The sequence below is a fragment of the Streptomyces sp. NBC_01669 genome (assembly GCF_026339735.1).
Classification (GTDB): Bacteria; Actinomycetota; Actinomycetes; order Streptomycetales; family Streptomycetaceae; genus Streptomyces; species Streptomyces yanii.
Map to the genome: position 1 here is coordinate 413,205 of NZ_JAPEQG010000002.1, position 21,762 is coordinate 434,966.

Consider the following 21,762-nt stretch of genomic DNA (forward strand, 5'->3'; position numbering starts at 1 on the left):
CGAGTCTTGATCGCTGCCGAGCCTGCTGATTGGCTGGCCGGTATGACTGAGCTCGGGCCCGTCGCCTGGCCACCTGCCCCGATCAGGACCGAGAGGCTCGTGCTCCGTGAGCCCGAGGCCCGGGACCGTGCGGCGTTCATCGAGCTGCTCGCCTCGCCAGAGGTGCACACCTACCTCGGCGGCCCCCGGCCGCGTGACGAGCTTGAGCGCGAGATGTCCGGGGTGCCCGAGCGGTGGCCCGGGAGCTTTGTCGTTGATCTCGACGGGTCGATGATCGGCCAGATCCTGCTCAGGAGAGCAACGGGGCACTGTCGCCCGGCTGCCGCGGGGAAGGCCGATCTCGGCTACCTGTTCCTGCCGCGGGCGTGGGGATTCGGGTATGCCGCCGAGGCGTGCGCGGCGGCACTCGGCTGGCTCGCCGGCGTGCTTCCCGGCGAGCCGGTAGTGCTCACCACCCAGACCGCCAACGTCGGCTCGATGCGTCTCGCGGCGAAGCTGGGGTTCACTGAGGTAGAGCGGTTCGAGGCCTGGGGCGCCGAGCAGTGGCTCGGCATGTGGTCCCCGGTCACGCCGTCCGATTGAGCTCGTGCTCGGCAGTGCGGATCCGCAACTCGACAGCACTGCTAGATGATCGATTCCAAGGGCTTTAGTGGTCGTATGCGGTCAGTGCGCGCATGACCGGCTGGCCTGTGTGGTCGTTGTGCCAGATGGCGGCCGTGAGCGCGAGTATGCGCTGCAGGACGCGGACCGCCACGCCTGCGGGTGTGCGACCGCGGTGGCGTTCGAGGTCGAGTTGCCCCTTGAAGGTCTCGTTGATCGACTCGATGACTTGCCGCAGCGGCTTGAACAGCTGCGATCCGGCCCGCTCGCCTTCGCCCTTGCGGGCTGGCCGCAGCAGCCGGATGTCCAGCTCGGCCAGCTGCTGCTCGAACTCGCGGCCGAAGTAGTTCTTGTCGCCGATCAGTGTCTGGCCGGGACGCTCGTCGATGAGCTGCGGCTCGACGGTGAGCAGGTCCAGCAGGGTCTCGCGTTCGTCGGCCTTGGCGCCGGTCAGGGCGAAGGCGACGGGCAGGCCGCGCAGGGTGCACACCAGGTGCAGCCGTAGTCCCCAAAAGAACCGGCTGTGGCTGGCGCAGTAGCCGTACTGGGCCCATCCGGCCAGGTCGGAGCGTTTGACGGTCTCGCGGGAGCGTCCGCACTCGACGGGCGTGGAGTCCACCACCCACACATCGTCGGTCCACAACGTGGTGTCGACCGCCAGCGCGCGGGTGACGTACCGGATGAGCTCGGCGGCCTTGCGCAGCCGCTTGTTGTAGCCGGGCTGCTGGGGCAGGTAGGGGAACAGGTGCCGCAGGTGGGCGCGGGCGTGCCGCAGCCACCGGGCCTCGGAGGTGAAGCCGAGCATGGCCTGCATCATCGCCAAAGTCACCAGCTCGGCATCGCTGAGCTGCGGCGCAATGCCCACGGCCGGCCGCCACGGGGCAAACTGCGGCGAATCCTTCAACAGGTCGTCGGTCTTCACATAGAGTGCGGTCGCGAGGGAGTCCAACTCTGTCTTCACACACTGACGTTGGACTCCCTCCTTCTATGCGCGCAGGCGATCCCTTGGAATCGATCATCTAGGACGGAGCCCAGCGCTGTTGAAACTCGTGAATATCTCACCAGGCGGAGACGGCCGAACGCCTCCCGAAGCGCTGTCCGTTCTCGTGGACGCAGCCAACGAGGGCTGTCGTACGAGCGGGCGCGGGCGCGGGCCGGCCGCCTCGCGGGACAGCCGCGGGTGAGACGGCGAACCATGACACCGATCATCGCCCAGCGGATCATGGACTCCGCGTGGGCCGGACTGGTCTCGTAGTCCCTGCCGAGGCGCCGATGGGCGGTGATCCACAACGGCGGAGCTCAAGCGGATAATAGGAAGGTCGTGCCATGACTCGATCCTTTCATGAAATCGAATCTCTATTCGAGCCAGGGCGGTTCAGGATGCGATCTGCGGAGTGCTGACCTGCGCGACACCGATCTGACCGGCGCCGTGTTCGGGAGCGTGAACACCGGCGTGCCGGCGCGGGTGTCGGTGATGGCGCTCTCTGAATCTGGCCAGGTGCCGCTCACCCGTTCCCCCAGACCTGCTCGCCGTGATTCCTCAGTCTGGTGGCGAACCACCAGTCAGCCGACCCACGGGCCTGCCAGGTCAGCGCGGATCATCTCAAGGTCGGCAGCCGTCCTTCCGCGCGCGTGGATCCAGCATTGGTCGAGCAGGCCGTCACGGCGCAGCAGTCGGCCGGGGGCTGCGTACCAGTGCAGGGGTGAGTCGTCCGCGCCGGCCCACATCGGATGGTCGGGCAGGTCGACTCGTGCGTAGTGCGCTTGCAGGCTCGGCAGGAGCGTGTTCGGCAGCTCACAGGCGTCGTAGAGCCTTCCCGGCGCGAACAGCGACTCGCTCAGTACCAGCTCCACCCAGGCCACGGACATGCGGTCGAAGAAGGGGAGCCAGCCTTCGTGCGACTCCACCACCACGGGTGGATCCTCCTGCTCGATTTCGTCCAGGGGGATCCCCCATGACGCGCAGTCCTGGTTCTCGCGGCGGAAGACCAAGACGCCGCCGAAGCCCTCGTCGACGTAGAGCCCTACCGGTGTGACCAAGGGATCCTGCTGTCTGGTCAAGTCGTTCCGACGGCCGAAGAGCGTGTATCCCTCCCGCAGCGTGGTGGGGAGTTCGAATCCCAGCTCGGCCTCCGCAGCATCCAGTTCGGCCGTGGTGTAGCCGTCCTCGGCCTGCAATGGGCGACCCATCCACTCGTCGGCGAAGCGTCGCACGAAGTCCCAGGCGCGGGAGCGGCCATCCACTCCGCCTCGCAGCACCGCAGACACGTCAAAAGCATCCGGCATGGTGCAGACGCTACCGCCTCCGTTGAACGCACAACGGTCCGGGGAAACGCAAGCAGCCCTGGCCGTTTTTGATGAGCGCCATCGCCTCTTAGCTCCTGCTTACCGTGCGCGTGTACCGCCACGATCTCGGGCGGTAGCGATCACCGACCCTAGGTGGCCCTGCCTCTGTCACCGTCTCACCAGGGACAGGGCCACCCGCACCACACACAACCACCCACCCCCGGGCAGGGGCCGGTGACGTATCGGAACGGGGGCCGGTGCTCGGACGGCGCCGCGTAGCCTTGGCCGACAAGCTGCGGCCTTTCGCGTGGCCGGAACACAACAGGAGGCTGCGCGTTGCTCACCGTGGATCTGCACCCGATCTTCCGCAACAACCGGGACATCGAACTGGCCCTGCGTCAGGCCATGTTCAAGGCAGCGCGCAGCGGCGAGACCACGATGGAGATCATTCCGGGCAAGGGCTCGGGAAAACTGAAGAAGCGCGTGCTCGCGTTCCTCAACCAGCCACACATCAAGAAGCTTTACGAACGCTTCGAGACAGACCCGACCAACGACGGCAGAGTCGTAGTCCACCTCAAGTCGTAAGACCGGGCCGCCCCATGGGAGAACGGCCTCACGCCCGAACGCCATAGGGTCTGATCGTGTCAGCTGGTCAGGGTCAGGCTGGTGCCTATGAGGCAGCCGTCGATGAGGTGCGGTCGGTACTGGGTTTTCTTGAGGCTGCGCTTCACGGCGGTGGCGAGTTGGTCGAGGTTCGCGGCGGCGAGGTTGCCGATAGTCCGTTTCACCAGTGACCAGATGCCCTCTTGCGGGTTGAGGTCAGGTGCGTAGGAGGGGAATTGGAAGACCGTCAGCCAGTCCTCGTTCGCGGCGATGAAGTCCTTCATCTGTGGCATGAGGTGGGTGCGCAGGTTGTCCCAGACCAGGACGATGGGGCCTTTGAGCTGATTGTGCGCCCGCACGATGAGGTCGCGGTAGTCCTGCAAGCTGCGGCCCAGCCAGCGCGCCCTGCTCGCCCTGGCCTACCTGCGCAAGAACGAGACATTCCCGCAGCATCTCCAGTGGGCAGCGGCCGGTGTCCCTGAGCAGGATGTAGGCGGTTTGGTAGAGCAGCTGGAGGTCGGCGGCCGGGACATCGCGGCGGCCCTGGACCTCTCCGAGGCCGAGGGTGGGGCATTCCCCGCGAACAGACCAGACCCCACCACCATGACACCGCACAACCCCACACGTCAGGCACTCACCAGAATCGAGCGACAGAGTCCCACAGGATGCCAAACGCCACTGTGATCAGCGAACGAGACGGGGCAAGTCGAGTTCGATACCGAAAGGGACTGCTGTCTTTATGCGATCGCGGTTAATACCGGTGGCGACGTAGGCGCGGGTGGTGTTGTCCAGCTCGTACGTGTGGATGACGGGGAGGCCGTTTTCCTCCTCGACACGCCAGTAGTGCGGAATACACGCCTGCGCGTACTTGAACGGCTTCAGCGACCGGTCACGGTCGGCGGACTCATCCGAGACGACTTCGATGGCGAGGGCTACCTGGTCGGGGAGGTAGCGCGTGCGGTTCGGGTCGTATGGGACCGTGACAGCAAGGACGTCGGGCTCGGGCCGGTTCTTCTCGTTCAGCTTGATCGTCATTTCCCGGTCGATCTCGAATCCCTCGGGAGCCTGATCGTCCAGTGCGGTCGTAAGCCGGGTGACGACGCGGGCGTGCCAGGACCGCTGCGGGGACATCATGAAGATCAGCGCTCCATCGATCAGCTCGGTGTGTCGCGGGAGGGCGGGTGCGTTGTCGAGGTCATCGGCCTCCCACCCACTCGGCCGGGGCGGCAGCATCCAGGACGGGAGCGCGTCCCATGCGGTCGTCATCGTGTCCTCCTTCGGGCGCTCTGGTCAGCTTAATCCGTCAGTTCCGCGTAGCGGCGGTGCGGGCCGCGACGAGAGCGGCGACGGGGTCGGCTGTGGCGGGGGCGCAGGGCCACCATGCGGCGGCGGTGCCGTGGCCTTCGCGGATGTAGGGGTGCCAGCGGTTGTCGGGGCCGAGGCGGATCTGGATGCCTTCGTTGTCGGCGGTGAGGCGGTTGCGCCAGGCGCGCAGCCGCACCGTGCGGGCGGCGGCGTCCACACCGTCGGCGTTGTCGGGGTCCAAGAGGGCGGTGCGGGCGGCGGCCATCGCGGCGGGGTCGGGGGTGAGAGGTGCGCGGGCGACAGCGACGCCGGCGGGTCCGCCGTGGCACCGGGCGCGGACCAGGCGGGCGAAGTCGGTCGCGGGCAGGCCGGTGGCACGGACGAGCCGGTGGAACCAGTCCTCGTCGACGCCGCTCGCGGCGAGGCGTACGGCGTCCTCGAGGGGGGTTCCGGTGAGCGAGGCGGTGTGCCCGGCGGCGAGACCACGGGCCCGCTGAGCGGTGTCGCGGGTGAGCGCTTCGAGGTCGTCGAGGGTGAAGGGGGCGCCGGGCGGGGGCTCGGTGGTGAGCGGGGAAGGGGCTGTCTCGGGCTCACCCCACGAGGCCTCGACCGGTTCGGGGGCGGGTGGGCTGAAGACGCCGCTGAAGGAGACGAACGCGTCGCGGGCGAGCACGCCCTGGCCGCGGGGTGCGTCGTCGGTCTGTGAGGTGGTGCCTGTGAGGGCCTGGCGGCGGGTGCGCAGCGCGCTGAGGACAGCGTCCTTGGTGCGGCCGCGGAGCGTGAAGAGCCAGAAGGGATCGTCGTCGAGGTGGGCGGCGGTGGCGTAGCACAGGGCGGCGGCGTGCTTGCAGGGGTAGCCCCAGTCGGGGCAGGAGCACTCGGGGTCGAGTTCGCTCGGCTCGGGCAGCAGGGGGACTCCGGCGGCGCGGGCGTCGTCGACGAGGTCGGCGGGCATCTCGCCGTCGAGGAGGGCGGCGGTGCGGCCGGCCTGTGCGGCGATGGCGTCGAGGAGGGTGTTCCACTGGGCGTCGGTGAGGACGCGTAGGTGCACCGCGGCGGCGTAGGGCCAGGGGTTACTGCCCTCGACCTCGGCGCGCAGGAGGCCGGGGGCGGCGGTGACCGGGCCGACCATGCCCTTGCGGGTGTAGGTGCGGCCGCGGGAGAGGCGGCCGGCGTCGAGGGTGGATGCCTCCAGGGCGTCCACCCAGGCCTGGCCCCACCAGGTGGCGGCGAAGGCGCGGGTGCCGGTGCGTGGGGCCTTGCGGGCAGGAGCCCTGCGTGCGGGCGTCATGCCTGAAACTCCTTGGAGAGTACGACGAGTTCGGCGAGGTCGGCGTCGGAGAGTTCGGCCAGGGCGGACTCGCCGGAGGCGATGACCTGGTCCGCGAGGGCGCGCTTGGCGCCCAGCAGGCGGGCGACCTTTTCCTCGACGGTGCCTTGGGCGGTGAGCCGATGGATCTGTACGGGGCGATCCTGGCCGATTCGGTACGCGCGGTCGGTGGCCTGGTCCTCGACGGCCGGGTTCCACCAGCGGTCGTAGTGGATCACATGGGTGGCGCGGGTGAGGTTGAGGCCGGTCCCGGCGGCCTTCAAGGAGAGCAGGAAGACGGGGAACTCGCCCTGCTGGAAGGCATCGACCATGCCCTCGCGATGTGGCACCGAGGTGGCGCCGTGCAGGTAGCGGGCGCGCATGCCGCGGTCGGCGAAGTGCCGCTGAAGGAGCTTGCCCATCTGCGTGTACTGGGTGAAGACCAGGGCGCTCTCGCCTTCGGCGACCACTGTGTCGAGTAGTTCGTCGAGGAGTTCCAGTTTGCCGGAGCGGCCGGGCAGCGGGCCGGTCTCGCGCAGGTAGTGAGCGGGGTGGTTGCAGATCTGCTTGAGCGCGGTGAGGAGTTTGAGCACCAAGCCGCGGCGGGCGATGCCGTCCGCCTTCTCGATGAGGGCCATGGTCTCGCGGACCTGTGCCTCGTACAGGGCGGCCTGCTCGCAGGTGAGGGCGATGGGGTGGTCGGTCTCGGTCTTGGCCGGGAGTTCGGGAGCGATGCCGGGGTCGGACTTGCGGCGGCGCAGCAGGAAGGGGCGGGTGAGCCGGGTGAGGTGCTCGGCGGCCTGCCGTGCCTGATCGGCGGTTTCCTCGTCGCCGTCCGTGCCGAGCGCGCCGCGCTCGATGGCCTTCGCGAAGCGGTCGCGGAAGGCAGACAGCGGGCCGAGCAGGCCGGGGGTGGTCCAGTCGAGCAGTGCCCACAGCTCGGAGAGGTTGTTCTCCACCGGGGTGCCGGTGAGGGCGACGCGGGCGCGGGCGGGCACAGCGCGCAGTTCGCGGGCGGTGGTGGCGTACGGGTTCTTGACGTGCTGGGCCTCGTCGGCGGCGACGAGCGACCACTTGACGGCGGCGAGCCGCTCGCGGTCGCGGCGCAGCACGCCGTAGGTCACCAGGACGAGTTCGTCCCCGGCGAGGTGGTCGAGGGTGCGCTCTTGGCCGTGGTAACGGCGCACCGGGACGGTGGGGGTGAAACGGGCGGCCTCGCGCTGCCAGTTGCCGAGGAGGGAGGTCGGGCAGACCACCAGGGTGGGGCCCGCGGTGTCGGACTGCCCCTGGCGGTGCAGGTGGAGAGCGAGCAGGGTGATCGTCTTGCCGAGGCCCATGTCGTCGGCGAGGATCCCGCCGAGCGTGAGACGGGTCATGTCCGCCAGCCAGGCCAGGCCCCGTTGCTGGTAGCCACGCAGGGTGGCGGTCAGGCCCTCCGGTGTCCGGACGGGGGTACGCCCCTCGGGGTCGCGCAGCCGGGCGACCAGCTCACCGAAAGCGCCGGCCGCCTCCACCGCGGCGCGCTCGCCGTTCCACTCCACCTCCCCGGTCAGCGCCGCCTGGAGCGCGTCCAGCGGGGCGAGTTCGCGGTCGCGCCGCCGCTTGAGGCGGGCCACCAGTTTCGGGTCGGCGACGACCCACTGCTCGCGCAGCTTGACCAGCGGGCGGCGGGCCTCGGCGAGCTGGTCGAGTTCGGCTTCGGTGAGCCTCTGGCCGCCGAGTGCGACATGCCAGGAGAAATCAAGCAAGGCGTCGCGGCCCAGCAGGGTGTCCACGGTCGCGCCGGGCGCGGTGGCCGCTCCGATCTCCGCCCGCGCCTGGAGGGCCTTGACCAGCTCGCGTGGCCAGTGCACGCGCACACCCGCCGTGCGCAGCACGTCGGTGGCGTCCCCCAGCAGCTCCATGGCCTCCTCGTCGTCGAGCCGGAGCGCGCTGGGGGCGGCCTCGGCGAGCAGGCGCTTCAGCGGCTGCCAGGCGCGGGCGGCGCGGCGCAGCGCGAGCAGCGCTTCGGCCTCGGCATGCGGGCCGAGCAGGCGCTGCGCACGGTGCGGGTCGGCCCACAGCTCGGCGGCGTCGAGGACCAGGGACGGGTCGGCCGCGGTGCGCAGCTGCAGCACGGCCCGGAAGGCGCGGCGGTGCCCGGCCGGGGGCTCCACCCGCAGCTCCACACTCACCTGCGCGGCCCGCTCGGCGGCGGCCTCGGCCGCCCACTCGGCCAGACGCGGATGCAGGGCGGTGGCGCGGTCGGCGTACGGGTTGCCCGGTACGGCCCAGACGGCGGCCGGGGTGCGCGGCAGGGTGTCGGCGAGCGCGTCGCAGAACTCCCGCACCAAGGTGGCCGGTTCAGCGATGCGCACCATCCGGTCGTCGTCCGCCGCGGGCGCGGGGAGGTTGTGGGCGTACGGGGGCAGCACGGCGGCCAGCGCGTCCAGGTCCCGCTTGCCCCGCGCCCCGAGCGGTCCGAAGCGCCAGGTGGTGTACGTGTCAGAGGTCAGTGCCGGATACAGACGCCCCTCGCCGAGCAGTTCAAGGGCGCGGCGGGCGACGGCTGCCCACGCGGCGAGCGACGGATGGACACCGGAGACGGGCAGGCCGAGCAGAAGGGCGAGCGCATCGCCGGCACCAAGTGCCCACCCCTCGACAGTGCGGGTACGCACTGTGCCGCCGTGCGGCAGGACCAGCGGCAGCCGGACCCGCTCCACTGCCCCCGGCGCGGCGGCCTGGGCAGGCACGCGGCGTGCCTCGGTAGCAGGCCGGTAGAACACCAGCCGGCCGAGCCGGGCCGGCTCGGCCGGCACGAACACGGCGGCCCAACTGCCGGAGGCCAGGTGCTCGCGCGCCCAGGCGACAGCAGCGGGGTCGGCGAGCGGCCCGGCTTCGACGTCGATCTCCCTCACGAGAAGACTCACTTGGCGCTCCCCGCGTTATTCGCACTCCCCGCCTTGAACGCGGCCTTCCGCAGCCGCTTGGCCAGAGCCTTGTCGAGGGACTTGACGGCGTCGGCCAGCGCACCGAGCACCTCGCCGGCGTGCGGGTGGCCGGCCCGCCACAGGTCGTCGGCGTGCTCGGCCACCTGATCAAGCGGACGCCTGCCACCCTCGGGGCCCGCCAGCAGCCTTTCGCGCAGCGCCTGTTCGCCGGCACCCACGAATGGCAGCGCACCGTCCACCAGCATCCACTCCAAACCCCACGCGTCCTCCCCCTCGGCGGGTTCACCGATCCGACGCAGCATCGAAGCCGCCGCGTGCGAACAGCCGGTGACCTTCGAGACCGCCGCCTTACGCAGCACCGCCTTTGCTCGCCCGGTGCGGTCCGCCTCCAGCACGGCGGCCAGCACCCGCGGGGCCTGCAGGCGGCGCAGCGCGTCGCCGGGTTCCGTACCGTCGCAGGCGTCCACCACTTGCACCGCCGCGTCCGCCGCGGAGCGGGCCGCCAGCCAGCCCGCCACCTCCGCCGCCGCATCCGCCTCGGAGGGGTATGAGTCGAGCGCGACCAGCAGTGTACGGGCGTCCGCCTGGGCGAGCGAGCCGATCACCGGTGCCGGCACGCCGGCCGCCACCAGCAGCATGCGCAGTCCGGAACGGCCCAGCGCGGTGAGCCGGAAACGGCCGAGCGACGGCGCGGCCTCCCCACCGCCGTCGAGGCCGTCGAGCAGCAGAGCGAGGGCGACGTCCCCGACTGGGGGTACCTCCCAGGCCGCTTCGGGCACTGGGGGAGGCTCGTGGCCTTCGCGTTCGGCGGCGCCGAACAGCTCCAGCGTTCCGGCGGTATCGTCGTACTGCTCGGTCAGCAGCGCCCGCACCAGCCGCCGGGCCGGGCCCTCCGGCAGCCCTTCCATACCGTCGGTGAGGAAGGCGGCGACATCAAGCCACTCCCCGTCTGGCAGCCCGTACGCCGCGAGCAGCATCAGGAACACCAGCGGCGGGGCCTCGTCGGTCAGCTCCCGCAGCGGCGCCGGCTCGCCCAGCAGACCACCCATCGCGGGGAAGGTGAGGGAGAGCTCGACCGCCGCGCCCGCCACGCCTTCCTGCCAGGCGGCCAGCAGCGCCATGTCGTCGCCCTCGTCCGGCAGTTCCCCGCCGGCCCGCGCACGATTGCCCTCCACCTCGACGAACCCGCAGTTCAGCGACCACTCCCAGGGCAGATCCAGCGGCTCCATGTCAGCCGCGCTTCGAACCTTCGCCAGCCGCGCGGCCCGCTCCTCGGCATCGCCCCACTCGTCGGGGTCAATGCGCCACAGTTCGGCCTCCTCCACGGCCCGCCGGGCGAGCTTCGGCCGCAGCAGCCCCTTCGGCGTTAGCTCCCGCCCGCCGTCGCACCAGTGCCCGAGCCGCACCGCCGCCATGAAGGCGGGCACCTCGCGCACCACGCGGGCCAGATCCCCCTCGCCGGGCAGCCGCACGGCCGGCAGCCGCAGGCCCACGGCGCCCAGCACATCGGACAGCGACGCCTCTCCAACCGCCCCGTCGTCCTCGGCGAGCGGCCCCGCGCCGCCGGGTACCGGGTGCAGACCGCCGCACTCGCACCGGTACGTCCCCGGCAGAGTCTGGCGCCCGCCCGGCCCGGCGCGCCTCTTCCGCCGAGGGCCCGCCGCCCGGCGCAGCGGCACCTGCGCGAGCGCCCCGGTGAGCTCGGCGGGGTCGAAGGCAGCCGGGTCGAAGCCCTCCTCGTACAGGCCCGCCAGCACCTCGTCGTGCAGGCCGTCGTACTCCACCCACTCCTCACCGCCGCGCCGGACGACCGTGGCGCTCGGGCGCTCCCCGTCCCCGTACCGGTCCAGCAGCCCGGCCAGCCCCCATACGCCACCAAGGTCCTCGGCCGGGGGCATGGCCCGGCGCCCGCCCGCGCACACCGCGTGCTCCCCCTCGCCCTCCTGGGCGGGGCGCACCGCCTCCACCGTGATCCGGTGCAGCCAGTCGTCACCGATGTCGTACGTGTAGTCCATACGGTTGCCGGTGCGCGGCAGAGCATCTGCCAGGACGGTCTCTTCCTCGTCGAAGACGGGGAGGTCGAGGTCCTCCGGCGGGGCGTATCGCTGGCCCAGGCGATCCTCGAAGGCGTGCAGGTGCATGTCGTCCCAGCCGAACGCCACCTGGATCACGTCATGCAGCGAGCCCAGCGTGACGTCCGATGGCACTACCAGCCGCCGCCACACCGGCGGCTTCATCCCTTCCAGACTGACCTTGAGCTGGTGAACGGGAGGGATTCGCTCGACGGAGCTGCGCTGGGCGGTCATGGCGTGAGGGCTTCCCACTACTCGGAGGCGTATGCGCCGGAACACCTCCGTATACCGCCGCCGTACGCCGAACGGCTGACACGGCCATTCTTGCAGTTCTGAGCCAACGGCCCGGCCGCCCGACGGAATTCCCCCAGCCGGCTTGCGTACGAACCGCACCTTGTGCCTGAGCTCGAGTCCTGGCAGGAGAGGTGATCATATTGGGTCGAAACACTCCAGAAGGGATGTCTGATGGACGTGAAGACCGGTCGCATGCTCGAGAATGCTGACGGCGTGTCGGTTACCCTGCTTGACCAGAGCCTTGACGGTGCCGATGTTGCACACGCGATGACGAAGGGCCGCCAGGCGGCCGCTGGGCTGAGTCTGAGCCCGCTGGCGCTGGACGGGGCGACCGTGATGCCGAGCACGGCCAGTTCCCCGTGGATACGGCGGTAGCCCCAGCCGCTGTTCTCGCGGGCCAGGCGCAGGACCAGCGCCCGGATCGAGCGGACGGTACGCGGCCGTCCGGGCCGCTTGGGGCGGCGGATGCGGGCGTGCCGCCGCTTCACCAGGGTGTGGTGCCACCGCAGCACCATGTCCGGACGTGCCAGAAGCCGGAGACGACGCAGCACCTGGCGCGGCAGCGGTGCCAAGTGCGCGGCGAGGAAGGCCCGGTCCTCGGGGGCAAACCTCACCCTTTTGGGACCGAGTTGCCGCTCAAGGACCGCGATCTGGTGGCGTAGGGCCAGGATCTCGACGTCCTTGGCGCGGTCGCTCATCGGGAGCAGCCAGAGCGCGGCGAAGGCATTCGACACGCTCAGATAGGCGAGACGCAGGAGCACGAGTGGTCATCATGCCGTGGCAACTGGCAACGGCCGCAAGCGGGATGACCTGCGCGGACGAGATTCTCGGCACGCACAGGCCTGGCGCACCGAGCTGGCAGGAGCGTCGGGCATCTCGGCGATAAGGGAGCCCCTGGTTGAAGGAGTAACCAACTGGGTCTAAAGAGCAGGGCCGAGGATTTTCAAGGCCGGAGTTCCGTGAATCCCGAGGTCAGCGAGGTGTGTGCGGCCCGCGCTCGCGCTCGCGACCGGCCCCGGCTCGGCTCGGCGGCCCGCGCTCGCGGGTTCACGGCCGGGGCCAGGGGCGTCCGGCGAGACGTTCGATGTCAGTGTTGAACCGTTCGAGGTAGGCGGCGAAGCCCGCGATGTCCTTGTCCGACCAGTCGGCCATAACCCGGTCCAGGTTGTCGACGGTGCGTTCGCGTTCCTCGTCGAGCAGACTCGCGCCCTTGTCCGTGATGCGGAACTTGCGGGCCATCCCGCCGTCGGGGTCGGGTATGCGGTCCACGAGGCCGGAGCGCATCGCTGCGCCGGTCTGCCGATTGAGAGTGGACGCGTCGAGTCCGAAGGCCGTGCTCAGTTCGCCGATGGACATGGGTCCTTGGACGCGAATGCGGCTCAGCAGGATGTAAGCGCTGCGCTCCAGCCCGCCTTCGCGCCGCACGTTCCTGTGGTGAACGAGTCCATGGCGGCTGAGCAACATCTGCTCGTACTCGACGTCGCTCGTGGGCCTGACCATATGCCTGCTGCCTTCCCTTTCCTGCCAGTCCGACGCGCTGCCCTGTCCTTCGCGACGGCCTTCTCCTGCATCCTCTCATGCGCATATGCCTCATGCACAAAATGTGATCAATACATGAGGCATGTACGATGCATATCGTTCTCTCGTCATGCAACCAAGGAGTCCTCTATGGATGCCTCCCAGGCATCAAGCCGCTCAGGCGGTGTGGTCGCCACGCTGGCCTTCGCGGGCATCACGGCAGCGATCATGCAGACCCTGGTCACGCCGCTCATCGCGGAGCTGCCTCAGATCCTCCACACCACCTCGTCGAACGCCGCCTGGGTCATCACCGTCACCCTGCTCGTGGCGGCCGTCTTCGTGCCGGTCTCCGGACGCCTGGGCGACCTGCTGGGCAAGCGCCGGATGCTTATCGCGTGCTCGGTGCCGCTGATCGTGGGGTCGGTGGTGTGCGCGCTGTCCTCCTCGGTCATCCCCATGATCATCGGGCGTGGTCTGCAGGGCATGGGGATGGGCATGCTGCCGCTCGGCATCGCCCTTCTGCGTGACGTGGTCCCCGCGGAGAAGCTCAGCTCCTCGATCGCCCTGGTCAGCGCTTCCATGGGCATCGGCGGTGGCCTCGGCCTGCCGATCGCCTCAGCGGTCGCCCAGTACACGAACTGGCGCGTGCTGTTCTGGGGCTCCGCGGCCCTGGCCGTAGCGGTTGCGGCTCTCATCTGGTTCCTGATCCCGGACGTACCGGCCGGCGCCAAGGGTCAGCGCTTCGACCTGCCAGGAGCGCTCGGCCTCGGCGCCGGCCTGGTCTCCCTGCTGCTCGCGGTCTCCAAGGGCGCCGACTGGGGCTGGGGCTCGGCGACCACGCTCGGCCTGTTCGCCGCAGCTGTCGTGATTCTGGTCGGGTGGGGGATGTGGGAGCTGCGGACCCGCGACCCGCTGGTCGACCTGCGCACCACCGCCCGCCCCCGCGTGCTGCTCACCAACCTCGCCTCGATCTTCGTCGGCACCGCCATGTACGCCAGCATGCTGGTCGTGCCGCAGCTGCTGCAGTTCCCCGAGGCCACTGGTTACGGTCTGGGCCAGTCGATGCTCGCCGCCGGCCTGTGGATGGCTCCCGGCGGCCTCATGATGATGATCGTCTCCCCGCTCGGCGGGAAGCTCACCGATGCCCGAGGCCCGAAGTTCACGCTGATCTCCGGGGTCCTGGTCATCGCGGCCGGTTACGGTCTGTCGCTGGCACTGATGGGCTCGGCCTGGGGTCTCATGCTGGTCACCATCGTGACCAGCAGCGGTGTGGGTCTCGCCTACGGTGCGATGCCCGCCCTGATCATGGGTTCGGTCCCGCTCTCCGAGACCGCCGCCGCCAACGGCTTCAACACGCTGATGCGCTCGCTCGGCACCTCGGTCGGCTCGGCCGTGATCGGAGTGGTCCTCGCCCAGATGACCACCACGACGGGCGGCTACACCTTCGCCTCCGAGGACGGCTTCCGCACCGCTCTGATGATCGGCGGCGGCGTCGCCCTCCTCGGCGCGGTGATCGCGGCCGCCATTCCGGCAGTCCGCGTGGTGGCAGGCTCCGGCGACGAGACCGCCCCTATCACCGAATCCGATCAGGCCGCGGTCAAGGCCTGACGGCTCAGTAGCGCCGGACGAGCCCGGCCGCTGCTCGACCGGCCGGCCCGGTCCTGTATCCGGCATCTCGCCGCGGATCCGACATCGAATCCGCGGCGAGAGGTCTCTGTGGGCGCCCGGCGCTGGGGACGCAGACGAACAGCACGGACCTGGAGCTGGAGCACCGACGGCACCGGCCTGGTTGAGGGCCGACATCCTGGTCAGGATGCGCGATCTTCCTGCCTCCACGCCCGCCGGGGAGAGGACGGCAGGCATGGCGCTGCAGCAACGGGCCCAGCACTCGCCACAGCCACAGCCACTACCTCAAGTGCCCGAAGCGCCGCAGCCTGCGGTGCCGAGACGACAGCTGGCGGCCCCCGGAACTCACGCAGAGCTCGCCTTGAGGGGCCGTTCAGACGGCGGGGCTGGATCAGGCGTTGAGGTCCAGTACGCGGACCGGCTCGCCCTGCCACCGCTTCGGGGCAGTGGTGGCGATGATCGCTCCGTCGGGGCGGTCGGGTGTGGGCTGCGCCGCGTACTGGCTGTGGGCCGCAGCCCATGTTTCCTGCCGGGCGAGGGCCAGGGCCGCGGCCAGATCCAGGTCCAGGACGGTGATACCCGGCAGTGCGGCCAGGTGCTCGGCTGTGCCGGGCCGTGCGCGGCCGGCTTCGACGAGCACACACGCCGGGGCGTACAGGAACCAGCCGGATTCGGCGTGGGCCCGGTGGATGAGACGGGACGCGAGGACGTTGCCCTGACCCGCCGCGGCCATCGCCGTTTCGTCCAGGACGATATGCATGGCGTCGGTCACCGGCTCGTCACCTGGGCCAGGCGCCGGTCCAGCTCACTGTCCAGGTCGTCCTGCTCGGCCGGGGTGGGAGCGTAGCCGTTCCACTCCTTCAGTGCGGCGAGGGCCTTCTCGGCACGCTCGGCACGCTCGGCCGGGGTGAGCATGGTCTCGGCCAGACGAGCCAGATAGGCGCGCAGCGACAGCCCCTCAGCGGCTGCGATCGCGGCGAGCCGGTCCCTGGCCTCTTCGGGGATACGGACATTGGCATCGGACGTGACTCCTCCACCCCGTGAACGGGGTGGCTTCTCGCTATGCCGGTTGGGCTTCGCGACGGACCAGCCCGGCCCGTAGGACGTTGAGAGCACCGACGGTGTCCGCGTGCGCGTTGTGGCCGCAGGCGACGCAGTGGAACGTCTCCTGTGTGGGCCGGTTCTCCTTGGTGGTATGCCCACACTGGGGGCATCGCCGGGAGGTGTTGCGGGGGTCCACGGCCATCACTTCCCGCCCGGCGCTCTCAGCCTTGGCGTTCAGGATCGCGAGGAACACCCCCCATCCGGCATCGGCGATCGAGCGGTTCAGCCCGGCCTTCGCGGCGGCCCCGTTGGGCAGGAAACTGCCCGGCTGGTCGGGGTCGGGCTTCGGTTCGGGGGCCTTGCTCATGTTGCGGATCTTGAGGTCTTCGTGCGCGATGAGGTCGTGTTCCCGCACGAGGCCGAGGGCGGTCTTGTGGGCGTGGTCGAGGCGCTGGCACCGCACCTTGCGGTGCAGACGTGCCACCGTCTCCACTGCCTTGCGGCGGCGCTTGCTTCCGCGCCTGCACCTGCTCAGTGCCTGCTGAGCTGCTTCGAGCTTCGCTGCGGCCTTTCGCCCGTGACGCGGGTTGGGCACGAACTCGCCGTTCGAGTCGGCGAGGAAGTTGGCAATGCCCAGGTCGATGCCGACCACGCTGCCGGTCGCGGGCAGCGGCTCGGGCCGGGGCCGCTCGGCAGTCAGGATCACATACCAGCGCTTGCCCTCACGCTTGACCGAGACGGTCTTGACATGGCCGACCACCGGCCGGTGCTGGTGCACCTTGACGTGCCCGACACCTTGCAGACGCACACGGGTGACGGGGTCGTGCGGGGTGGAATCCCACCGGCAGCCGTCGCCGTCCTTCGGGAAGTCCACGGTGTCGAACCGCTTGCCCGAACGAAAGCGCGGATACCCCGGTGCCTCTGCGGCCTTGACCCGCCGGAAGAACGCGGCGAACGCCTTGTCCAGCCGGCGCAAGGTGGCCTGCTGAGAAGAGAACGACCAACGGCCCTGACGTTCCGGGTCGAAGGCCCGGATGTCCTTGAGCTGGGCGGACTGCTGCCCGTATCGGACCGTCGTCTTCGAGCTGTGCCGGTAGGCATCGCGGCGTTCTTGCAACGCGCCGTTGTAGAGCGAGCAGTGGTCACGCAGCATCTCGCGAAGGGCCTGGTCCTGCCGGGCGGTGGGTCGCAGGAGGAACTTGTACGCACGGATCATTCAGTCCACCCCCTCCGGCTCGAATCGACCTTAACCGTAGCATTGGTTCATGTCACCACGTTGGGAACCAAACCGTGACGTACGGCGTGGCCGTCACGTCGTCCACCACCTCCACGCGCATTTGGTGTTCGTCACCAGGCACCGGCGGACCGTCCTCGACGACGAGATGCTGACACGCTGCGAAGAGATCATGCGAAAAGTCTGCGAGGACTTCGAGGCAGACCTGATCGAGTTCAACGGCGGAGAAGACCACGTGCACCTGCTCGTGCATTACCCGCCGAGGGTCGCCCTGTCGAACTTGGTCAACAGTTTGAAGGGCGTGTCCTCGCGCCGGCTGAGGCAGGAGTTCACCGGCCACGTCAACCAGGCCATCATGCACGGCCGCTTCTGGTCCGGCTCCTACTTCGCGGGGTCATGCGGCGGCGCACCCCTCCACGTGGTCAAGGACTACATCGAGAACCAGAAGCGGCCCGACTGAGCGCGGTTCCGCGGGCGAGGCATTCCGGAGCGAAACTGCGGCGCTCCGCGCCGCAGGGTTCAGAATCGGATTCTCTCCCCGCCTGAAGGCGGGGATTCCCTCCGAAGAAGAGGGATGGACCTCGAGGACACCGGCTGCCGGGCGCGATTCCTGATCCGGGACCGGGACGGCAAGTTCCCCGCCCTGTTCGACGCCGTCCTCGCCGACGCAGGGATCGAGGTCGCGCTGGAGGTGCTGCGCAGGGCGGCGCCAGGCGAAATGCTGGAGGTGCCTGGGCCCGGGCAGGGTCGTCGTCTGGTGGGGTGTCAGACTGGCGGTCCGGACCGGGGTATGTGGCCGTATGAGGGGGACCGGGTTGGGTTTGGTGATTGAGAGCCGACCGTCGGAGCTGCTGTACATCGAACGGGTGTGGCGCAGCTGCAGCGACGACGTCAGCCGGATGATGTCGGTCGCGACGTCACACTGGGAGCTGGTGTTCTGGGAGCACCGTGGTCAGGTGCGGGCGGCTGTACTGGGTCCGGAGCCGAGGGCATGCCGGGCGCCGGTCCCCGGGGACGCCGTCTTCTTCGGGATCAGTTTCGCGCTGGGTACGTCGATGCCGCACATTCCGGTCAGCCGGCTGGTGGGCGGCAATGCGGCGATTCCCGACGTGACACGGCGTTCGGTGTGGCTGAAGGGGTCTGCCTGGCACGTTCCCAACTACGACAACGCCGAGGCGTTCGTTTTGCGGATGGTGCGCGAGGGCATCGTGGACTTGGACCCGGTCGTGCCCGCTGTGCTCGACGGCGCCTGCCCGGCCGCCTCCGATCGCACCCTGCAGCGGCGCTTCGTCGCGGCGACCGGCCTGACCCGGGGCGCCATCAGGCAGATCCACCGCGCCCGCCAGGCGGCGGTGCTGATCCAGGAGGGGGTGTCGGCCCAGGAGGTCGTGCACCGGCTGGGATACTTCGACCAGCCGCACCTGGCGCGGTCCTTGAGCCGGTATGTCGGGCGGACCGCCACTCAGCTGAGCGCCCCGGACACAGCGGAGCCGCTGTCGCTTCTGTACAAGACCTGACCCTTGGCGCCCGCCTAGTGTTCATGACGTAGCCGACGGGGTCGGCTCATCCCTGCCGGAGCGCCGTCCGGGCCGGGGCGCGCGGAAGACCCCGGACTCATCGTGGAGGAATCATGCGCAAGGTTGTTTCGGGTCTGTTCGTCTCGCTCGACGGTGTCGCCCAGTCGCCGAACGAGTGGCAGTTCGAGTTCGACGAGGAGATGGGTGCGGCGCTGGCCAACACGCTGGAGACGGCCGACACGATTCTGCTGGGCCGGGTGACGTTCACCGAGTGGGCCGGATACTGGCCGACTGTGACCAGTGGTGAGGACGCCGGTTTCGCAAAGTGGATCAACGACTCGCCCAAGTACGTCGTCTCCTCGACGCTGGACAGCGTCGAGGACTGGGCGAACAGCACGCTGATCAAGGGCGATCCGGTGGCTGCGGTCAACGAGCTCAAGGCGGGCGAGGGCAAGGACATCACCGTCGCCGGCAGCCCGACGCTGGTGCGCTCGCTGCTGGAGCAGGACCTGTTGGACGAGCTGGTGCTGCTGATTCACCCGGTGGTGGCCGGCGAGGGTCGCAAGAAGCTGTTCGCCGACGACGCCGCGCTGAAGAAGCTGCAGCTGGTGAGCGCCCAGCCGACCAGCAGCGGAGTGATCATCGCGACCTACCGCCCGGCGCGCTGAGCCGGCGCGAACCGGGCGAGGGCGTCGAGCAGCAGCCCAACCCCGTCGCCGAGGCGTTCAGTTCCCGCGACCGCGCGGGCACCTGCCTCAACTTCGGAGAGGTCGAGCGCGGCCTGGTCGTCGTCGACCAGGCAATCATCGCCGTGCAGTCGGCCCGCTCAGCACGGCCGACCGTGACCTTGCAGTGGGCATCCTGAACCTACGCGGGATGACGCTCGCCGGACGGCTCCAGGACAAGGCCGAGGGCAAACGCGAGGCGCAGCGGCACATCGAGTCCGCATGGCGCGCCGCCGGATCGTTGCCCACGCGCGACGTCGACGCCCACGGCCTCACCTCGGCTCGTTCACCGTGCAGGTCGCGGGAGTTGAGGGACAACTGCACTCCGGAGTACTCGGTGTCTCGCCAAGGTTGCGAAGGCGTGGCGGGCCAGGCTCCGAGATACCAGTGCAATGCGGCCGGGACGGTGCCTACTACGGCAGCGAACTCCCCTTCGAAGCTGCCGAACGGCACGTCTTCTTCCAGCCCCGGACTCAGCGGCAGAAGTTCCGCCATGTCTCGGGAGCCGACGGGTAGCTGGTGGGGCTGGAACGGCCGCGCCGAGGCGCTGCCGCCGAAGGACGTCTCGTTCGCCGCGGCGAGCGGGCGGTTGCCGGCGCGCCGGGCCCGATGGCTGAAGGTGCGCACGATCCGGGTGCGCGACCTGTTCGGCTGACAGTGGGCCCGGCGGCCGCGTTCCACACCCCTGGGTGTGGCGGTATGGCGGCAAGGGGGACGGAGTCTGTGACGGCGTCGCGCCGTCAGCCTCGCTGGTACGCCGCCGCGTATCCCTCGGCCCGGTAGTCCTGCTGCCAACTGGCGGGGATACCGAGGGCGGTGGGGGCGTCGGCGATCCCGGCCCCCAGGCGGGGGTCGGCGCCGGGCAGGGGCTGGCAGGCGGTGCGCAGCAGCAGGTACAGCAGGTCGGCGCGGGCCGCGGTGCGGGGCACCGCCTGGGTGCGCAGGTGGTCGTGGTGGGCCAGCAGCAGCGCCGCCAGGCCGGTGACGTGCGCGGCGGCGATCGCCGTGCCGTCGACGGCGGCATAGCCGTCGCCGAGCGCGGTGGTAATGACCGCCGCGCCGGGCGCGACCAGGTCCACGCCGGGGCCGGTGGGGGTGAACGGTGCCGGGTAGGGGCCGGGCCATGGCGGCTGCACCGCGGTGAGCGGGCTGCTCACGGGATAGGTGCCGGTGTGCGCGATCGCCCCCACCGCCAGGACCCCCGGCAGCGCGGCCGGGTGGGTGAGAGGCCCGGCGGTGTCCCCGGCCGGGGCGATGACGCTGATGCCGGCGGCGTGCGCGTCGGCGAGTTTCCAGGCGGCCAGCTGGGATGGTACGGGGTAGGCGAGGCTGATCTGGGCGATGTCGATGTCGTGGGTGATGCAGTAGTCGACCGCCTCGAGCAGGTCGCTGAGGTGCCCGCCGGGGAACAGTTTCAGGGCATGCACCTCGGCCTCCGCCGCGATCCCGGCGATGCCGGCGTTGTTGTCCGCCGCGGCGACGATGCCGGCACACCAGGTGCCGTGCCCAGTCACATCGAGGCCCCAGGTGCCGTTTCCGGCGCCGGTGAAGTCGTGACCGTGCTCAATGGTGCTCTTGAGGTCCGGGTGGGCGGTGTTCACCCCCGAATCGAGCAGCGCGATCTTAATTCCGTCGCCGCGGTAGGTCGGCGGGATCTGGTTGAGCCGCATCGCCTGGCTGCCCCAGCCGGTGAGCGCCTTGCCGGGGAAGCCCTCGAAGGTGTCCGCCAGGGCCTGCACCGCAACTACCGCCTCCCCGTTGCCCGCGGGTTGGGGGGTGCCGGTGCGGGCTGGCCAGTAGCCGGCCACCGGGCGGACGTAGAGGGCCTGCAGGGTGTCTGGGGTGTCCGCGGCCAGGGTCAGCGTCAGCCGCCCGTCCGGGCCGGTGATGCCGTGCACGGGGCCGCCGGTGCCAATCGCCCACACATGCGCCCCGGCCACCGCATCCCCGTCACCGCCCACCACGCGCAGCGTGAACTGTTCGGGCTCCTCCAGCGTGACCGCCAGCATGGGGTCGATCACCGGCACCGGGCCCACACCCACGGAGGGGATGGGGGTGTAGGACAGCGGCTGGTCGATCTCCACGACCACCTGCGGGTTCCCGGCCAGGGCGCGGGCCCGCTCCTGGGGCATCTTCACCACCGCGACCGGGGGGCAGGCCGGGTGTGGCTCCGCGATCGCCCCCAACCCGCGCGACCGCGACGGGCGCACCTGCGCCACCGGTTCCACATCGGGGTCTTCCTCCAGCAGCTTGAACAGCGCCGAGGCCTCGATCGGCGGCACCCCACCGCCCAGCAGCCCCAGGGGTCGGGGCGCGACCAGGTAGCGGCCCCACCCCGCCCGCACACCCCGACCCGGCGCACCGGCCTCCGGCCGCTCGCGGCGTTCCCCGCCCGTGCCACCCGGCCCGCCTGCGGCCGGCGGCTGCTGTTCGGCCTCGCCCACCGCGCCCTGCGCACGCGAGCTCTTCCCGCCCTTGCCGTTGCCCGGCTTCACACCGTTGCCGCCCTGCTCACTCATTCAGCCAACCGCCATCTCAACGTAAAGCGTCGTCGTACGCCCCGGTTCTTCAGTGGCCGGCCGGGAAGCGGGCGTTCATGAGCTCCCCGGCCAGCGTCCCGCCGCGTCTGAGGCCCTCGCGTGCCACGGCGCGGCGGGGTATCCGGCCGGGCAGGCCCGCTCCCCCACAGGGAGAAAAGG

19 protein-coding genes and 4 pseudogenes are annotated in these 21,762 nt (G+C 70.2%); 9 read left to right on the forward strand and 14 right to left on the reverse strand.

What is annotated here, in order from left to right; genetic code table 11:
• Positions 1-42 precede the first annotated feature (42 nt).
• Positions 43-582 (forward strand): GNAT family N-acetyltransferase, encoded by a 540-nt coding sequence (locus tag OG972_RS42665; protein ID WP_266991711.1) that lies wholly within the window; start codon positions 43-45, stop codon positions 580-582.
• A gap of 64 nt (positions 583-646) precedes the next feature.
• On the opposite strand, the gene OG972_RS42670 is transcribed toward OG972_RS42665, so the two are convergent.
• Both OG972_RS42670 and OG972_RS42675 read right to left on the reverse strand, forming a co-directional pair.
• Positions 647-1,561, reverse strand: a complete 915-nt coding sequence (locus OG972_RS42670; RefSeq protein ID WP_266991712.1) for an IS982 family transposase — start codon at positions 1,559-1,561, stop codon at positions 647-649.
• Positions 1,562-1,776: 215 nt separating this feature from the next.
• Positions 1,777-1,887: pseudogene (locus OG972_RS42675) on the reverse strand (IS5/IS1182 family transposase); the annotation flags it as partial.
• 55 nt (positions 1,888-1,942) lie between these two features.
• On the opposite strand from OG972_RS42675, the pseudogene OG972_RS42680 reads away from it, so the two are divergent.
• A pseudogene (locus tag OG972_RS42680) lies at positions 1,943-2,035 on the forward strand (pentapeptide repeat-containing protein); the annotation flags it as partial.
• A 128-nt stretch (positions 2,036-2,163) separates the two neighbouring features.
• Here the strand turns inward: OG972_RS42680 and OG972_RS42685 are convergent.
• Entirely contained in the window at positions 2,164-2,886 is a 723-nt protein-coding gene (locus OG972_RS42685) for an SMI1/KNR4 family protein (protein ID WP_266993058.1), read from the reverse strand.
• A gap of 345 nt (positions 2,887-3,231) precedes the next feature.
• Between OG972_RS42685 and OG972_RS42690 the strand changes: the two genes are divergently transcribed.
• Positions 3,232-3,471, forward strand: coding sequence for a Smr/MutS family protein (locus OG972_RS42690; protein WP_266992960.1), 240 nt, complete (start codon positions 3,232-3,234; stop codon positions 3,469-3,471).
• 59 nt (positions 3,472-3,530) lie between these two features.
• On the opposite strand, the gene OG972_RS42695 is transcribed toward OG972_RS42690, so the two are convergent.
• The 7 genes and pseudogenes from OG972_RS42695 to OG972_RS42725 all read right to left on the reverse strand — a co-directional run bounded on the left by OG972_RS42695 (position 3,531) and on the right by OG972_RS42725 (position 12,899).
• Positions 3,531-3,884, reverse strand: a complete 354-nt coding sequence (locus tag OG972_RS42695) for a transposase (protein ID WP_323135993.1) — start codon at positions 3,882-3,884, stop codon at positions 3,531-3,533.
• A gap of 289 nt (positions 3,885-4,173) precedes the next feature.
• Positions 4,174-4,755 carry a Uma2 family endonuclease gene (locus OG972_RS42700; protein WP_266991714.1) on the reverse strand — a complete coding sequence of 194 codons (582 nt, stop codon included), beginning with the start codon at positions 4,753-4,755 and terminating at the stop codon, positions 4,174-4,176.
• A gap of 37 nt (positions 4,756-4,792) precedes the next feature.
• On the reverse strand, positions 4,793-6,085 hold the full coding sequence (locus OG972_RS42705; protein WP_266991716.1) for an SWIM zinc finger family protein: 1,293 nt from the start codon (positions 6,083-6,085) through the stop codon (positions 4,793-4,795).
• Positions 6,082-8,931 (reverse strand): DEAD/DEAH box helicase, encoded by a 2,850-nt coding sequence (locus OG972_RS42710; RefSeq protein ID WP_266992962.1) that lies wholly within the window; start codon positions 8,929-8,931, stop codon positions 6,082-6,084. The genes OG972_RS42705 and OG972_RS42710 overlap by 4 nt, the downstream gene beginning before the upstream one ends.
• A gap of 77 nt (positions 8,932-9,008) precedes the next feature.
• Positions 9,009-11,339, reverse strand: a complete 2,331-nt coding sequence (locus OG972_RS42715) for a plasmid pRiA4b ORF-3 family protein (protein WP_266991718.1) — start codon at positions 11,337-11,339, stop codon at positions 9,009-9,011.
• Between the two features lie 377 nt (positions 11,340-11,716).
• Positions 11,717-12,160 (reverse strand): annotated as a pseudogene (locus OG972_RS42720) (integrase); the annotation flags it as partial.
• Positions 12,161-12,446: 286 nt separating this feature from the next.
• Positions 12,447-12,899 (reverse strand): MarR family winged helix-turn-helix transcriptional regulator, encoded by a 453-nt coding sequence (locus tag OG972_RS42725; protein WP_266991720.1) that lies wholly within the window; start codon positions 12,897-12,899, stop codon positions 12,447-12,449.
• Positions 12,900-13,067: 168 nt separating this feature from the next.
• Here OG972_RS42725 and OG972_RS42730 point away from each other — a divergent pair, with 168 nt between their 5' ends.
• On the forward strand, positions 13,068-14,525 hold the full coding sequence (locus OG972_RS42730; protein WP_266991722.1) for an MFS transporter: 1,458 nt from the start codon (positions 13,068-13,070) through the stop codon (positions 14,523-14,525).
• 409 nt (positions 14,526-14,934) lie between these two features.
• Here the strand turns inward: OG972_RS42730 and OG972_RS42735 are convergent, their stop codons facing one another.
• From OG972_RS42735 to OG972_RS42745, 3 genes are read right to left on the reverse strand one after another with little or no spacing between them, the layout of a single operon-like run.
• Positions 14,935-15,303 carry a hypothetical protein gene (locus tag OG972_RS42735; protein WP_266992964.1) on the reverse strand — a complete coding sequence of 123 codons (369 nt, stop codon included), beginning with the start codon at positions 15,301-15,303 and terminating at the stop codon, positions 14,935-14,937.
• Between the two features lie 8 nt (positions 15,304-15,311).
• Entirely contained in the window at positions 15,312-15,548 is a 237-nt protein-coding gene (locus OG972_RS42740) for a hypothetical protein (protein ID WP_266992966.1), read from the reverse strand.
• Positions 15,549-15,603: 55 nt separating this feature from the next.
• Positions 15,604-16,803 (reverse strand): transposase, encoded by a 1,200-nt coding sequence (locus OG972_RS42745; RefSeq protein ID WP_266991724.1) that lies wholly within the window; start codon positions 16,801-16,803, stop codon positions 15,604-15,606.
• 49 nt (positions 16,804-16,852) lie between these two features.
• On the opposite strand from OG972_RS42745, the gene tnpA reads away from it, so the two are divergent.
• The 5 genes and pseudogenes from tnpA (at position 16,853) to OG972_RS42770 (ending at position 19,718) form a co-directional block, all read left to right on the forward strand.
• Positions 16,853-17,281 (forward strand): IS200/IS605 family transposase, encoded by a 429-nt coding sequence (tnpA, locus tag OG972_RS42750; protein WP_266991726.1) that lies wholly within the window; start codon positions 16,853-16,855, stop codon positions 17,279-17,281.
• 114 nt (positions 17,282-17,395) lie between these two features.
• A pseudogene (locus OG972_RS42755) lies at positions 17,396-17,509 on the forward strand (integrase); the annotation flags it as partial.
• 127 nt (positions 17,510-17,636) lie between these two features.
• On the forward strand, positions 17,637-18,338 hold the full coding sequence (locus tag OG972_RS42760; RefSeq protein ID WP_266991728.1) for a helix-turn-helix domain-containing protein: 702 nt from the start codon (positions 17,637-17,639) through the stop codon (positions 18,336-18,338).
• A 113-nt stretch (positions 18,339-18,451) separates the two neighbouring features.
• The gene (locus OG972_RS42765) at positions 18,452-19,006 is read left to right on the forward strand and encodes a dihydrofolate reductase family protein (protein WP_266991730.1); all 555 of its coding nucleotides are present in this window, start codon (positions 18,452-18,454) and stop codon (positions 19,004-19,006) included.
• Positions 19,007-19,556: 550 nt separating this feature from the next.
• A complete protein-coding gene (locus tag OG972_RS42770; protein WP_266991732.1) occupies positions 19,557-19,718 on the forward strand; it encodes a hypothetical protein in 162 nt (53 codons plus the stop codon).
• Positions 19,719-19,803: 85 nt separating this feature from the next.
• On the opposite strand, the gene OG972_RS42775 is transcribed toward OG972_RS42770, so the two are convergent.
• Positions 19,804-21,582 (reverse strand): S8 family serine peptidase, encoded by a 1,779-nt coding sequence (locus tag OG972_RS42775; protein ID WP_266991734.1) that lies wholly within the window; start codon positions 21,580-21,582, stop codon positions 19,804-19,806.
• Between the last annotated feature and the right edge of the window lie 180 nt (positions 21,583-21,762).

What these genes read in the sequence shown, in the direction of transcription:
- OG972_RS42730 (WP_266991722.1), top strand. Translation starts at nt 13,068, where the DNA reads ATGGATGCCTCCCAGGCATCAAGCCGCTCAGGCGGTGTGGTCGCCACG.
- OG972_RS42735 (WP_266992964.1), bottom strand. Translation starts at nt 15,303, where the DNA reads ATGCATATCGTCCTGGACGAAACGGCGATGGCCGCGGCGGGTCAGGGC.
- OG972_RS42770 (WP_266991732.1), top strand. Translation starts at nt 19,557, where the DNA reads ATGTCTCGGGAGCCGACGGGTAGCTGGTGGGGCTGGAACGGCCGCGCC.
- OG972_RS42715 (WP_266991718.1), bottom strand. Translation starts at nt 11,339, where the DNA reads ATGACCGCCCAGCGCAGCTCCGTCGAGCGAATCCCTCCCGTTCACCAG.
- OG972_RS42745 (WP_266991724.1), bottom strand. Translation starts at nt 16,803, where the DNA reads ATGATCCGTGCGTACAAGTTCCTCCTGCGACCCACCGCCCGGCAGGAC.
- OG972_RS42725 (WP_266991720.1), bottom strand. Translation starts at nt 12,899, where the DNA reads ATGGTCAGGCCCACGAGCGACGTCGAGTACGAGCAGATGTTGCTCAGC.
- OG972_RS42685 (WP_266993058.1), bottom strand. Translation starts at nt 2,886, where the DNA reads ATGCCGGATGCTTTTGACGTGTCTGCGGTGCTGCGAGGCGGAGTGGAT.
- OG972_RS42765 (WP_266991730.1), top strand. Translation starts at nt 18,452, where the DNA reads ATGCGCAAGGTTGTTTCGGGTCTGTTCGTCTCGCTCGACGGTGTCGCC.
- OG972_RS42665 (WP_266991711.1), top strand. Translation starts at nt 43, where the DNA reads ATGACTGAGCTCGGGCCCGTCGCCTGGCCACCTGCCCCGATCAGGACC.
- OG972_RS42705 (WP_266991716.1), bottom strand. Translation starts at nt 6,085, where the DNA reads ATGACGCCCGCACGCAGGGCTCCTGCCCGCAAGGCCCCACGCACCGGC.
- OG972_RS42700 (WP_266991714.1), bottom strand. Translation starts at nt 4,755, where the DNA reads ATGACGACCGCATGGGACGCGCTCCCGTCCTGGATGCTGCCGCCCCGG.
- OG972_RS42775 (WP_266991734.1), bottom strand. Translation starts at nt 21,582, where the DNA reads ATGAGTGAGCAGGGCGGCAACGGTGTGAAGCCGGGCAACGGCAAGGGC.
- tnpA (WP_266991726.1), top strand. Translation starts at nt 16,853, where the DNA reads ATGTCACCACGTTGGGAACCAAACCGTGACGTACGGCGTGGCCGTCAC.